At 64.5% G+C, this 15,277-nt stretch carries 2 protein-coding genes (1 of these 2 cut by a window edge); both read left to right on the top strand.

Annotation, left to right across the window (positions count from 1 at the left end; translation table 11 throughout):
• Window positions 1-8,630, top strand: the 3' portion of a protein-coding gene (locus tag AB5J62_RS24175; protein ID WP_370942210.1) for a hypothetical protein. Its footprint begins 28,324 nt before the window's first position; only the last 8,630 of its 36,954 coding nucleotides appear in the window; the start codon falls outside the window, past its left edge; it ends in the stop codon at window positions 8,628-8,630.
• The gene (locus tag AB5J62_RS24170) at window positions 8,627-15,277 is read left to right on the top strand and encodes a hypothetical protein (protein WP_370942209.1); all 6,651 of its coding nucleotides are present in this window, start codon (window positions 8,627-8,629) and stop codon (window positions 15,275-15,277) included. The genes AB5J62_RS24175 and AB5J62_RS24170 overlap by 4 nt, the downstream gene beginning before the upstream one ends.

The following is a 15,277-nucleotide window of genomic DNA, read 5'->3' as shown; positions in this document are numbered from 1 at the left end:
TGACGATCAGGGGTCGTGGTCGTGTTGAAACTTCTGTGGGCAGGCAGCGGGCGGCCGCGGTGGCGGCGGTGTTGTATGAGGGGTTGGTCGTGGCGGCGGCGCAGTTGCGGCGGCTGGGTTTGTCTTTCGAGCCGGATTCGATAGCCGTCGGTTATGCCGGTGTCGTGGCGGGGATCGCCGAGATCGAAGTCACCCTGCCCCAGCAGGACCTCGGCCAGACAACCCTGGCCCGGCTGGTTGGCAACCGTCAGAGTCCCACTGTCGTCGACCAGGTCAACGCGGCGTTCGCTCAGCTGGCGCCCGGTTCGGCTGCGATACCGGCATTGTCCTCCGCCAGGGGAGCGATTGCTGAGGTGACGCGCGGTGATGACGCCGTGGGGCCTGATTCCGGTGTGATGGTGCCGAGGGGAACGGCGCATGCTCCGACGGCGGCTACGGCGGGTGGGGTGAGTTTTGATTCCGGTGTGACGTCGGATGGTGCGTATTGGGAGTCGTTGCATCAGGCTTTGACGCCGGGGACGGCTGCGGCGAATTCGTTCATGGTCTATGTCAAGGGGGTCAACGGGAAGTTCTTGGTCGGCGGTGCGGTGATTGATGGTGTGACGCTTGCTGGTCATGTCCGTGTTTCGGCGGCGTTCCGGAGTTACGCGGCTGCGGATGTGTCTGTGCCGGTGTCTCTGGTGGGGGCCGATCCGGGTTCGCCGGGTGCGGAGGCCCCTGAGGCGGAGGCGTTCGCGGAGGCGTTGCGGGGTGATGGTCGGTATCGGACGGTGAGTACGGGGAGTGGCCCGCTGGAGCTCGATGCGGCTGGGGTGGCTGTCGTGGCGGGTGGTGGTGTGTTCTACACGGTGTCGGTGATTCGCGCCGATGACATCGTGTGGCGCCCGATGGTTGATATCCGGGGTCGCCGGTTCGGCATGGGGTATCCGTCCGGGTACGCGCTGAAGAGTCTGGAGCGCGGGTCGGGACGGGTGACCGACCATGGCCTTCGTGTGGTCGGGGAGGTCTACACTGACGCCGCTGGGAAGGTAAAGAGGGACCCGCGGATGCAGGCGTGGGCGGCGGCGACGGATGGTGCCCGCACTCGCCCGGTGGCGCTTTTCCTTTCGCTTCGTAATGGTGGTTTCTTCCATGAGTTGACTGATGGTAGTTGGGCTGGTGCCACTGTTGAGCGGACGGCTGAGTTGATTGCGAAGTCGTCTGCGTTCCAGGAGCTGACGGCTGGTCCGGTCCGGCCTCCGTTGCTGATAGTCAGTTCGACGGACCCGGCGACGGCCGTGAGTATGAGCGACGCGAACAAGCAGTTCGTGGCGAAGTTGCGTGCGTTGACGGGTCCGTGGCAGACCTACGACTACACCGGCCCGTTCGAGTTCGACGGTTACGCTGTTGGCGTCGTCCCGCGGGGGGGTGTGTTTGTTGAGGGTGGGCCGTTGTCGTTGGGGGAGTTGGCGTATGTGGGGTCGGGGAGTGTGATCGGTTTTCCTGTGCCGGGTGGTGTTCGGGGGCTGGCGGCGGAGTCCGCGGTTTTGCGGGATCTTGTTGGGGCTGTGGGTAGTGGGTCGGTGAGTTTGGCTGGGTTGCCTGTGTTCGGCGCCAGGCCGCCGGTGGTGGTGATCGTTGATTCTCCGGATGGGAGTTTCGCCCGGGTTTCGACCGGAGATGGTGTGGTGCTTGAGGTCGGTGGTCGTGAGCTGGGGCAGATGTTGGTTGACGACAACGGGTTCTTGGGGTTGTTGACCGCTGATCCTGGTCGGGGGGTTGTGCTGGTGGCGAGCCGGGCGGGCCGGCGGGTGAATATCGGTGGGCTGGCCTACGATTTCGCGGGTGCTTTGCGTGCGGCGGATTTGTTCGTGGATGTTTATGCGACGGTGAATGATGTGACTGTTGAGCGGGACCGGATCAGTGGTGTGGGTGCTGCTGATGCGTTGGTGATGGTTTCGGAGTTGCGGGCCGGGGATCTGGAACTCGAGGTGTTGTGGAATCGGCTTGATAAGCCGGTCGCGTTGTTCGTGCGGTATCCCGGTGATGATCAGGCTTATCGGGCTGCGGTGGAGTGGGCGGTGAACGCGACCGATGACCGGCTGCGGACCTATCTGTCTGTCACCGGCTCTACTACGGTTGCCGCGAATTCGCCGTGGCTGGACGTTCCGGCGTTCGTCTTGGGTGCGGTGGCCGGTCGGGGTTATCGTGCGATCCGGAAAGACGGCGTGTTCGTGACGTTGACTCCGGAGATGCTGGCTCGTGTCCTGCGCAACGAACCTGAGCTGCGGTTGATGCTGGGCCGGGGTGACTCGCTGGATCGGTCGCTGGCCTTGATCGCGCTCAACGGCGGAACGGAGGGACCGGTCGAGTTCTCGCGGTCGTTGTTGCCTGGTGGGATCTCTCGTCTTGTCCATCACACGAGCGGCAGGGTGATGCTGTCGCCCGATGGCGCTATCGGGATCGAAGGCCGTTTCGGCACGATCGCGGCGCCGTTGCCGGAGCCTGAGCACGTGGTCACCTACGCGATGACCAACGAAGTCCTGGGCACACACGGACAGTTCTTCCCCCGGGACGAATTCGACGCCCACTGGATGTTCCAAACCGCGCGACAAGATTCAGTCTTACAACAACAGTACTACTACCGGCAGACGAGTCAGAGTTCGCCGATCACACGCTACGTTCCTTTCGTCTCGCCTTGGGCGGGTATTCGCCGGATGTGGGGTCTCGCTGGGCATGGTAATTCTGAGGGGATCACGTTCGGTTTGAAGACCGATCATCCGTTGCACATCGGCGACAGGGTGGTCTTGGGCAGTGGCGCCGCGCGGATCGTGGCGGGTAGTGATGTCTATCGGCTCGCCAGCCCCGCCCCCGATTCAGCGGTCTTGATCGGTCAGTGTTCGTCGATGGTCAAACCTGATGATGGGACCGCGACTCCGGCGGAGATCTTCAAGCAGGAATGGCGGCAGATCATCGGCCCCGCCAGGGTCTTCGGCGGCACCAACATCGTCGAACTGAATTCCACAAATGCTGTTCGGTCAGTGCTGGACGCCGGCCGGTACGTGGAGGTCTTGCCGGAGGGTGGTCCGCTGCCTGAGGTGAAGCTGGCTGATCTGGCGCCGACTGCGATCCCTTCCGAGCGAATTCGTTTTGTGGGGTCGAGTCGCACTTTCGGGGGCCAGCAGGTCGAGGATGTGCGTAGGTTGGCGGGGTTGTTGGGTGCTGCTGCGGCGTGGGCTGGGCGTCATGGTGCTGGGTTTCCGAGGGTGACGATCAGGGGTCGTGGTCGTGTTGAAACTTCTGTGGGCAGGCAGCGGGCGGCCGCGGTGGCGGCGGTGCTGTATGAGGGGTTGGTCGCGGCGGCGGCGCAGTTGCGGCGGCTGGGTTTGTCTTTCGAGCCGGATTCGATAGCCGTCGGTTATGCCGGTGTCGTGGCGGGGATCGCCGAGATCGAAGTCACCCTGCCCCAGCAGGACCTCGGCCAGACAACCCTGACCCGGCTGGTTCGTGACTACCGAAGTCTGCCTGCCACTGACCAGGTGAACGCGGCGTTCGCTCAGCTGGCGCCCGGCTCGACCGCGATACCGGCACTGCCCTCCGCCGACGGATCGACAGCGGGGATGACACTCGGAGAGCCACTTGGAGCGAGCGGTGACGTGGCAGGGCTGGTGCCTGACACTGTGAGGGCGGAGCAGGGGCGGCCGCGTGGTCCTGGCGCTGGGTTGGGTCGTGTGGAGGCGAAGGCCGAGTTGGGTTTGTCTTGGAGTTATGTGGTCGATCCGGTGCGGGCGTTCTTGCCTGATCCTGATGATCGGGAGGATTTGCGGAGGCTGGCTGCGGCCCTGCGGGTGATGGTGGGGTATCAGCGGGTTGATGGGTTGCCGGTGCCGAGGGTGGAGATCACCGGTGTGCGGCGGGACGCGCAGGTGGTTGCGGATCTTTTGTGGGCGGAGCTGGCTGGTGGTGATTTGCCCGAGGTTTTCGTGCTGCACGGGAATCCGGCGCTTGTTTCGGTCGCCGTGACGGTGCCGGAGGTGCCGAGGGGGGCGGCGCATGCTCCGACGGCGGCTACGGCGGGTGGGGTGAGTTTTGATTCCGGTGTGACGTCGGATGGTGCGTATTGGGAGTCGTTGCATCAGGCTTTGACGCCGGGGACGGCTGCGGCGAATTCGTTCATGGTCTATGTCAAGGGGGTCAACGGGAAGTTCTTGGTCGGCGGTGCGGTGATTGATGGTGTGACGCTCGCTGGTCATGTCCGTGTTTCGCCGGTGTTTCAGCATTACGCGGCTGCGAATGTGTCTGTGCCGGTGTCTCTGGTGGGGGCCGATCCGGGTTCGCCGGGTGCGGAGGCCCGTGAGGCGGAGGCGTTCGCGGAGGCGTTGCGGGGTGATGGTCGGTATCGGACGGTGGGGGCCGCGAGTGGCCCGTTGGGTCTCGATGCGGCCGGGGTGGCGGTCGTGGCCGGTGGTGGGTTCCGCACGGTGTCGGTGGCTCGTCCCGATGACATCGTGTGGCGCCCGATGGTTGATATCCGGGGTCGCAGGTTCGGCATGGGGTATCCGTCCGGGTACGCGGCGCAGAGTCTGGAGGGCGCGTCGGGGCGGGTGACTGATCACAGCCTTCGTATGGTCCGGGAGATTCATACCGACGCTGCCGGTGCTGTGCGGAAAGTTCCGCATATGCAGGCGTGGGCGGCGGCGACGGATGGTGCCCGTACTCGCCCGGTGGCGCTTTTCCTTTCGCTTGGTGCGAGTGGCTTCTTCCACGAAATGTCCGATGGTGGCTGGGCGGCTGCGGGTCCGGAGCGGACGGCTGAGTTGATTGCGAAGTCGTCGGCGTTCCAGGAGCTGACGGCTGGTCCGGTCCGGCCTCCGTTGCTGATAGTCAGTTCGACGGACCCGGCGACGGCCGCGCGTATGAGCGACGCGAACAAGAAGTTCGTGGCGAAGTTGCGTGCGTTGACGGGTCCGTGGCAGACCTACGACTACACCGGCCCAGTCAGCTTCGACGAATTCGCCACAGTCGTCGTTCCGCCGGGGAGTGTGTTCGTTGAGGGTGCCCGGCCGTTGCTGGGTGAGCTGGCGCATGTGGTGTCGGATGGTCTGTTCGCTTTTCCGGTGCCAGGTGAGGCGCAGGCGGTGGGGGATGTCCGGGATTTTGTGGCAGCGGTGAGAAGGGACGCAGCGGCGCGGGGAGTGGCGTTCTGGCAGGCAGGGAGGAGTGATCCCGTTTTTGTGTCGGTGGATTGTGTGGATGGGGTTTTCGCGAGGGTCGCGACGGGTTCTGGTGTGGTGGTGGAGTTGGGTGGTCGTGAGCTGGGGGAGGTGCTGCTGGCGGATCCGGGGTTCCGGGGGGTGCTGGACGCCGATCCGGGGCGTCCGGTGGTGTTGGTGGCGCGGCGTGGTGGCGCGCGGGTGAATTTTGGCGGGTGGGGTTTTGATTTCGCGGGTGCGCTGCGGGCGGCGGGTTATTTCACGGACGTTTACGCGCCGGTGGGCGAGGCGATCGTCGGGCGGGATGGAGTGGGGCCCGCGGATCTTGTGCCGGTGTCGGACTTGCGTGCCGGCGATTTACGGATCGAGTCGTTGCGGAACAAGGACGGCAATCTGGTCGCGTTGTTTGTGCGGTACCCAGACGACACCCCGGACTATCAGGCCGCGGTGAAATGGGCGGAGAACGCGACCGCTGACCGGCTGCGGACCTACTCGTCTCTCGTGGGCTCTACTGCGGTTGTCGAGAATTCGCCGTGGCCTGCGGGTATGGTTCCGGCGTTCGTGCTGGGCGGGGTGGGGGTGGACGGCTATCAGGGGATTCGGCGTGATGGGGCGGTCCAGCAGTTGACGCCGGCGGTTCTGGGCCGGGTTTTGCGGAATGAACCCGATCTGCGATCAATGCTGGGCCGGGGTAATGTCTGGGATCGCCCGCTGGCTCTTGTCGCGCTCAACGGTGGCGCGGAGGGGCCAGCCGAGTTTTCCCGATCGTTGCTGGCCGGCGGGATCTCTCGTCTCGTCCACCATCAAAGCGGCCGGGTGGTGCTGTCGGAAGACGGCGCCATCGGGATTGGCGGCCGCTTCGCCACGGTCCGGGCGCCGTTGCCGAAGCCCGAGCACGTCGTCACCTACGCGAAGGCCAACGAAATCCTGGGGACACACGGACAGTTCTTCCCACTGGACGAATTCGACGCCCACTTTATGTTCCAGGCCGGGGGGCAGGATTCGTTCTTGCAGCAACAGTACTATTACCGGAAACTGGGTAATGGCTCATCGGTGGCCCGTCATGTTCCCTTCGTCTCACCGTGGGCGGGCATTCGGCGCCTGTGGTCTCTTGACGGGCATGGTAATTCTAAGGGGCTCAAGTTCGGTTTGAAGACCGATCAGCCTTTGCATATCGGCGATTGGGTGTTCCTGGGTAGTGGTGCCGCGCGGATCGTGGCGGGTAGTGATGTCTATCGGCTCGCCAGTCCCGCCCCGGATACCGCGATTCTGCTTGACTACTGCTCGTCGATGGTCAAGCCCCGTGGTGGGACCGCGACTCCGGCGGAGATTTTCCAGCAGGAATGGCGGCAGATCATCGGCCCCGCCAGGGTCTTCGGCGGCACCAACATCGTCGAACTTAGTTCCACAAATGCTGTTCGCTACGTCAGGGACGATGGCCGGTACGTGGAGGTCTTGCCGGAGGGTGGTCCGCTGCCTGAGGTGAAGCTGGCTGATCTGGCGCCGACCGTGATCCCTTCCGAGCGAATTCGTTTTGTGGGGTCGAGTCGCACTTTCGGGGGCCAGCAGGTCGAGGATGTGCGTAGGTTGGCGGGGTTGTTGGGTGCTGCTGCGGCGTGGGCCGGGCGTCATGGTGCTGGGTTTCCGAGGGTGACGATCAGGGGTCGTGGTCGTGTTGAAACTTCTGTGGGCAGGCAGCGGGCGGCCGCGGTGGCGGCGGTGCTGTATGAGGGGTTGGTCGCGGCGGCGGCGCAGTTGCGGCGGCTGGGTTTGTCTTTCGAGCCGGATTCGATAGCCGTCGGTTATGCCGGTGTCGTGGCGGGGATCGCCGAGATCGAAGTCACCCTGCCCCAGCAGGACCTCGGCCAGACAACCCTGGCCCGAGCGGGTGTTGACGAGCCGTGGCCTAGTTCGATTGACCGGGTCAATGCGGCGTTCGCTCAGCTGGCGCCCGGTTCGGCTGCGATACCGGCATTGTCCTCCGCCAGTGGAGCGGTTGCTGGGGTGACGCGCGGTGATGACGCCGTGGGTCCTGATTCCGGTGTGATGGTGCCGAGGGGAACGGAGCACGCTCCGACGGCGGCTACGGCGGGTGGGGTGAGCTTTGATTCCGGTGTGACGTCGGATGGTGCGTATTGGGAGTCGTTGCATCAGGCTTTGACGCCGGGGACGGTTCCGGCGAATTCGTTCATGGTCTATGTCAGGGGGGCTAGCGGAAAATTCTTGGTCGACGGTGTACTGATTGACGGTGTGACGCTCGCTCGTCATGTCCGCGACTCGTCAGTGTTCCGTCGCCATGTCACGGACGTGTCCGTGCCGGTTCTGTTGGTGGGTCTTGATCCCCGGTCTCTAGGCGCGGAGTGGCGTGAGCCGGAAGCGTTCGCTGAGGCGTTGCGGGGTCATGGTCCCTACCGGACGGTGAGCATGGCGACCGGTCCGCTGAGTCTCGACGCGGCTGGGGTGGCGGTCGTGGCGGGCGGGTTCTATACGGTTTCGGTGGTTCGTCCCGATGACATCGTGTGGCGCCCGATGATCGATTTCAAGGGCCGAAGGTTCGGCATGGGGTATCCGTCCTCGAAGCAGATCAAGAGCATCGAGCGCGCTCCGTCGCAGGTGACCGACCATAGCCTTCGTATACTCTCAGAGATCCACATCGATGCCGCCGGTAAGGTGAAGGGTGTTCCGCGGATGCAGGCGTGGGCGGCGGCGACGGATGGTGCCCGCACTCGCCCGGTGGCGCTTTTCCTTTCGCTTCGTAATGGTGGTTTCTTCCATGAGTTGACTGATGGTAGTTGGGCTGGTGCCACTGTTGAGCGGACGGCTGAGTTGATTGCGAAGTCGTCGGCGTTCCAGGAGCTGACGGCTGGTCCGGTCCGGCCTCCGTTGCTGATAGTCAGTTCGACGGACCCGGCGACGGCCGTGAGTATGAGCGACGCGAACAAGAAGTTCGTGGCGAAGTTGCGTGCGTTGACGGGTCCGTGGCAGACCTACGACTACACCGGCATGTTCGAGTTCGACGGTTACGCTGTTGGCGTCGTCCCGCCGGGGAGTGTGTTTGTTGAGGGTGGGCCGTTGTCGTTGGGGGAGTTGGCGTATGTGGGGTCGGGGAGTGTGATCGGTTTTCCTGTGCCGGGTGGTGTTCGGGGGCTGGCGGCGGAGTCCGCGGTTTTGCGGGATCTTGTTGGGGCTGTGGGTAGTGGGTCGGTGAGTTTGGCTGGGTTGCCTGTGTTCGGCGCCAGGCCGCCGGTGGTGGTGATCGTTGATTCTCCGGATGGGAGTTTCGCCCGGGTTTCGACCGGAGATGGTGTGGTGCTTGAGGTCGGTGGTCGTGAGCTGGGGCAGATGTTGGTTGACGACAACGGGTTCTTGGGGTTGTTGACCGCTGATCCTGGTCGGGGGGTTGTGCTGGTGGCGAGCCGGGCGGGCCGGCATGGGTGAATATCGGTGGGCTGGCCTACGATTTCGCGGGTGCTTTGCGTGCGGCGGATTTGTTCGTGGATGTTTATGCGACGGTGAATGATGTGACTGTTGAGCGGGACCGGATCAGTGGTGTGGGTGCTGCTGATGCGTTGGTGATGGTTTCGGAGTTGCGGGCCGGGGATCTGGAACTCGAGGTGTTGTGGAATCGGCTTGATAAGCCGGTCGCGTTGTTCGTGCGGTATCCCGGTGATGATCAGGCTTATCGGGCTGCGGTGGAGTGGGCGGTGAACGCGACCGATGACCGGCTGCGGACCTATCTGTCTGTCACCGGCTCTACTACGGTTGCCGCGAATTCGCCGTGGCTGGACGTTCCGGCGTTCGTCTTGGGTGCGGTGGCCGGTCGGGGTTATCGTGCGATCCGGAAAGACGGCGTGTTCGTGACGTTGACTCCGGAGATGCTGGCTCGTGTCCTGCGCAACGAACCTGAGCTGCGGTTGATGCTGGGCCGGGGTGACTCGCTGGATCGGTCGCTGGCCTTGATCGCGCTCAACGGCGGAACGGAGGGACCGGTCGAGTTCTCGCGGTCGTTGTTGCCTGGTGGGATCTCTCGTCTTGTCCATCACACGAGCGGCAGGGTGATGCTGTCGCCCGATGGCGCTATCGGGATCGAAGGCCGTTTCGGCACGATCGCGGCGCCGTTGCCGGAGCCTGAGCACGTGGTCACCTACGCGATGACCAACGAAGTCCTGGGCACACACGGACAGTTCTTCCCCCGGGACGAATTCGACGCCCACTGGATGTTCCAAACCGCGCGACAAGATTCAGTCTTACAACAACAGTACTACTACCGGCAGCTGGGAAATGGCTCAGCGGTAACGCTCCACGTTCCTGTCGTCTCGCCTTGGGCGGGTATTCGCCGGATGTGGGGTCTCGCTGGGCATGGTAATTCTGAGGGGCTCGTGTTCGGTTTGAAGACCGATCATCCGTTGCACATCGGCGACAGGGTGGTCTTGGGCAGTGGCGCCGCGCGGATCGTGGCGGGTAGTGATGTCTATCGGCTCGCCAGCCCCGCCCCCGATTCAGCGGTCTTGATCGGTCAGTGTTCGTCGATGGTCAAACCTGATGATGGGACCGCGACTCCGGCGGAGATCTTCAAGCAGGAATGGCGGCAGATCATCGGCCCCGCCAGGGTTTTCGGTTCTACAAACCTTGTCGTAATTAAGACCCAGAACGCGGTTCGGTCGGTAGCTGACGGGCGATTCGTGGAAGCTTGGCCGGAGGGTGGTCCGCTGCCCGAGGTGGAGCTGGGTGAATTGGCGCCGACCGTGATCCCTTGGGTGCAGGTTCGTTTTGTGGGGTTGAGTTTCTTGGCGGGGGCGGATGCCGCCAGCGTGCGTAGGTTGGCGGGGTTGTTGGGTGCTGCTGCGGCGTGGGCTGGGCGTCATGGTGCTGGGTTTCCGAGGGTGACGATCAGGGGTCGTGGTCGTGTTGAAACTTCTGTGGGCAGGCAGCGGGCGGCCGCGGTGGCGGCGGTGCTGTATGAGGGGTTGGTCGCGGCGGCGGCGCAGTTGCGGCGGCTGGGTTTGTCTTTCGAGCCGGATTCGATAGCCGTCGGTTATGCCGGTGTCGTGGCGGGGATCGCCGAGATCGAAGTCACCCTGCCCCAGCAGGACCTCGGCCAGACAACCCTGGCCCGAGCGGGTGTTGACGACCCGAGTCCCCGTGTCGTCGACCAGGTGAACGCGGCGTTCGCTCAGCTGGCGCCCGGTTCGGCCGCGATACCGGCACTGCCCTCCGCCGACGGATCGACAGCGGGGATGACACTCGGAGAGCCACTTGGAGCGAGCGGTGACGTGGCTGGAGTGGGTCCTGATTCCCGTGTGATGGTGCCGAGGGAGACAGAGCACGTGCCGACCGCTGTTACGGCGGGTGGGGTGAGTTTTGATTCCGGTGCGACGTCGGACGGTGCGTATTGGGAGTCGTTGCATCAGGCTTTGACGTCGAAGACGGTCCGGTCCAGGTCGTTCATGGTCTATGTCAAGGGGGTCAACGGGAAGTTCTTGGTCGGCGGTGCGCTGATTGATGGTGTGACGCTTGCTGGTCATGTCCGTGTCTCAGCGGCGTTCCAGCGTTACGCGGCCGCGGACGTGTCTGTGCCGATCCGGTTGATGGGGGCCGATCCGGGTTCGCCGGGTGCGGAGGCCCGTGAGGCGAAGGCGTTCGCGGAGGCGTTGCGGGGTGATGGTCCCTACCGGACGGTGGGGGCCGCGAGTGGCCCGTTGGGTCTCGATGCGGCCGGGGTGGCGGTCGTGGCCGGTGGTGGGTTCCGCACGGTGTCGGTGGTTCGCGCCGATGACATCGTGTGGCGCCCGATGGTTGATATCCGGGGTCGCCGGTTCGGCATGGGGTATCCGTCCGGGCATGCGGTGAAGAGTCTGGAGGGCGCGCTGGGGCGGGTGACCGACCATAGCCTTCGTATGGTGCGGGAGGTCTACACCGACGCCGCTGGGAATGTACAGAGGAACCCGCGGTTGCAGGCGTGGGCGGCGGCGACGGATGGTGCCCGTACTCGCCCGGTGGCACTCTTCCTTTCGCTTGGTGCGAGTGGCTTCTTCCACGAAATGCCTGATGGTAGTTGGGCTGGTGCCACTGTTGAGCGGACGGCTGAGTTGATTGCGAAGTCGTCTGCGTTCCAGGAGCTGACGGCTGGTCCGGTCCGGCCTCCGTTGCTGATAGTCAGTTCGACGGACCCGGCGACGGCCGCGCGTATGAGCGACGCGAACAAGAAGTTCGTGGCGAAGTTGCGTGCGTTGACGGGTCCGTGGCAGACCTACGACTACACCGGCCCAGTCAGCTTCGACGAATACGCCACAGTCGTCGTTCCGCCGGGGAGTGTGTTCGTTGAGGGTGCGCGGCCGTTGCTGGGTGAGCTGGCGCATGTGGTGTCGGATGGTCTGTTCGCTTTTCCGGTGCCAGGTGAGGCGCGGGGGTTGGGGGATGTCCGGGATTTTGTGGCAGCGGTGCGGAGGGAGGTGACGCGGGGGGCGGGGGTTGGGTGGTCGGGGATGGGTGATCCGGTTTTTGTGTCGGTGGATTGTGTGGATGGGGTTTTCGCGAGGGTCGCGACGGGTTCTGGTGTGGTGTTGGAGTTGGGTGGTCGTGAGCTGGGGGAGGTGCTGCTGGCGGATCCGGGGTTCCGGGGGGTGCTGGACGCCGATCCGGGGCGTCCGGTGGTGTTGGTGGCGCGGCGTGGTGGCGCGCGGGTGAATTTTGGCGGGTGGGGTTTTGATTTCGCGGGTGCGCTGCGGGCGGCGGGTTATTTCACGGACGTTTACGCGCCGGTGGGCGAGGCGATCGTCGGGCGGGATGGAGTGGGGCCCGCGGATCTTGTGCCGGTGTCGGACTTGCGTGCCGGCGATTTACGGATCGAGTCGTTGCGGAACAAGGACGGCAATCTGGTCGCGTTGTTTGTGCGGTACCCAGACGACACCCCGGACTATCAGGCCGCGGTGAAATGGGCGGAGAACGCGACCGCTGACCGGCTGCGGACCTATGTGGTTATCTCTGGGCAGAGTCGGGTTGACAGTAGTTCGCCGTGGCCTGCGGGTATGGTTCCGGCGTTCGTCTTCGGTGCGGTGGCCGGTCCGGACTATCGTGCCATCCGGAAAGACGGCGTATCCACGACGTTGACTCCGGAGGCATTGGCTCGTGTCCTGCGCAACGAATCCGATCTGTGGTCGATGCTGGGCCGGGGAGGGGTCGTGGATCGTCCGCTTGCTCTTGTCGCGCTCGGTGGAGAGACGGCAGGCGTGCCCGAGTTCTCCCAGGCATTGCGGGTTGGTGGTCTCTCGCGTTTGCTCCACCATGTCTCGGGACGGGTGACCTTGTCCCGAGACGGCGCGATCGTGACGGACGGCGGCACGTTCGACACGGTGACACCGTCGCTTCCGAAATCGGAGGATGTGGTCACCTACGCGATGGCCAACGAAGCCCTGGGGACACACGGACAGTTCTTCCCCCGGGACGAATCCGACGCCCACTGGATGTTCCTGGGTGGGTGGCAAGATTCGTTCTTGCAGCAACAATACTATTACCGGCAGCTGGGAAATGGCTCGCCGTTGACGCGCTATGTTCCTTTCATGTCGCCGTGGGCGGGCATTAACCGGCTGTGGTCTATCTTCGGGCACGGTAATCCTGAGGGGCTCGTGTTCGGTTTGAAGACCGATCAGCCCTTGCGCATCGGTGACTGGGCGATCATGAGTAGTGGTGCGGCGCGGATCGTGGCGGGTAGCGATGTCTATCGGCTCGCTGCTCCCGCCCCCGATACTGCGATCACCATCGGGCATTGTTCTTCGATGGTCAGACCAGCTGGTGGGGCGGTGGCTCCGGCGGAGATTTTCAAGCAGGAATGGTGGCAGATCGTCGGCCCTGCCAGAGTTTTCGGCGGCACCAGAATCGTCAGCGTTAATTCCACGCAAACCGCCCGGTTCCTGCAGGACGCCGGGCGATTCGAGGAAGCCTCACCGGAGGGTGGTCCACTACCCGAGGTGATGCTGGGTGATCTGGCGCCGACCGTGATCCCTTCCGTGCGGGTTCGTTTTGCGGGGTCCAGTCGCAGCGTCGAGGGCCGGCAGGTCGATGACGTGCGTAGGTTGGCGGCGTTGATCGGTGCTGCGGCGGCGTGGGCCGCGCGTAATGGTGCTGCGCTTCCGAGGGTGACGATCAGGGGTCGTGGTCGTGTTGAAACACCTGGGGGCAGGCAGCGGGCCGCCGCGGTGGCGGCAGTGCTGAATGAGGGGTTGGTCGCGGCGGCCGCGCAGTTGCGACGGCTGGGCCTGCGTTTCGAACCGGACTCGATAGTCATCGGCTACGTCGGTGACGTCGAGGGGGGTGCCTGGATCGAAGTCGCAGTGTCCCGCCAAGACATCGGTCAGGCGGCACTGACCCAGCTGGGTAGCTACCCGAGTTCCAGTTCGACTGACCAGGTCAACGCGGCGTTCGCTCAGCTGGCGCCCGGTTCGGCCGCGATACCGGCATTGCCCTCCGCCGGGGGAGCGACAGCGGGGCCGGTGTTTGGTGCGCAGATGGCGATGGCGAGCGGTGATGACGCCGCGGGGCTTGATTCCGGTGTGATGGTGCCGAGGGAGACAGAGCACGTGCCGACCGCTGTTACGGCGGGTGGGGTGAGTTTTGATTCCGGTGCGACGTCGGACGGTGTGTATTGGGAGTCGTTGCATCAGGCTTTGACGTCGAAGACGGTCCGGTCCAGGTCGTTCATGGTCTATGTCAAGGGGGTCAACGGGAAGTTCTTGGTCGGCGGTGCGCTGATTGATGGTGTGACGCTTGCTGGTCATGTCCGTGTCTCAGCGGCGTTCCAGCGTTACGCGGCCGCGGACGTGTCAGTAGCGGTCTATCTGGTGGGGGCCGATCCGGGTTCGCCGGGTGCGGAGGCCCGTGAGGCGGAGGCGTTCGCGGAGGCGTTGCGGGGTGAGGGTCCCTACCGGACGGTGGGGGCCGCGAGTGGCCCGTTGGGTCTCGATGCGGCCGGGGTGGCGGTCGTGGCCGGTGGTGGGTTCCGCACGGTGTCGGTGGTTCGCGCCGATGACATCGTGTGGCGCCCGATGGTCGACTTCAAGGGCCGCAGGTTCGGCATGGGGTATCCGTCCGGGCGAGTGGTCACGAGCCTGGAAAGCGCGTTGCTGCCGGTGACCGACCATAGCCTTCGTATGGTGCGGGAGATTTACACTGACGCCGCTGGAAATATACAGAGGGACCCGCGGTTGCAGGCGTGGGCGGCGGCGACGGATGGTGCCCGTACTCGCCCGGTCGCACTTTTCCTCACCCTCGCCGCAGGTGGTTTTTTCCATGAGTTGACTGATGGTAGTTGGGCTGGTGTCGCTGTTGAGCGGACGGCTGAGTTGATTGCGAAGTCGTCGGCGTTCCAGGAGCTGACGGCTGGTCCGGTCCGGCCTCCGTTGCTGATAGTCAGTTCGACGGACCCGGCGACGGCCGCGCGTATGAGCGACGCGAATGAGCAGTTCGTGGCGAAGTTGCGTGCGTTGACGGGTCCGTGGCAGACCTACGACTACACCGGCCCGTTCTTGTTCGACAAGTTGGCTATCGCTGTTGTTCCGCCGGGGAGTGTGTTCGTTGAGGGTGCGCGGCCGTTGCTGGGTGAGCTGGCGCATGTGGTGTCGGATGGTCTGTTCGCTTTTCCGGTGCCGGGTGAGGCGCGGGGGTTGGGGGATGTCCGGGATTTTGTGGCAGCGGTGCGGAGGGAGGTGACGCGGGGGGCGGGGGTTGGGTGGTCGGGGATGGGTGATCCGGTTTTTGTGTCGGTGGATTGTGTGGATGGGGTTTTCGCGAGGGTCGCGACGGGTTCTGGTGTGGTGGTGGAGTTGGGTGGTCGTGAGCTGGGGGAGGTGCTGCTGGCGGATCCGGGGTTCCGGGGGGTGCTGGACGCCGATCCGGGGCGTCCGGTGGTGTTGGTGGCGCGGCGTGGTGGCGCGCGGGTGAATTTTGGCGGGTGGGGTTTTGATTTCGCGGGTGCGCTGCGGGCGGCGGGTTATTTCACGGACGTTTACGCGCCGGTGGGCGAGGCGATCGTCGGGCGGGATGGAGTGGGGCCCGCGGATCTTGTGCCGGTGTCGGACTTGCGTGCTTAG

Source organism: Amycolatopsis sp. cg5 (assembly GCF_041346955.1).
Classification (GTDB): Bacteria; Actinomycetota; Actinomycetes; order Mycobacteriales; family Pseudonocardiaceae; genus Amycolatopsis.
Note: the sequence above shows the minus strand (reverse complement) of the source record. Positions and strands in the feature narration are given on the sequence as shown.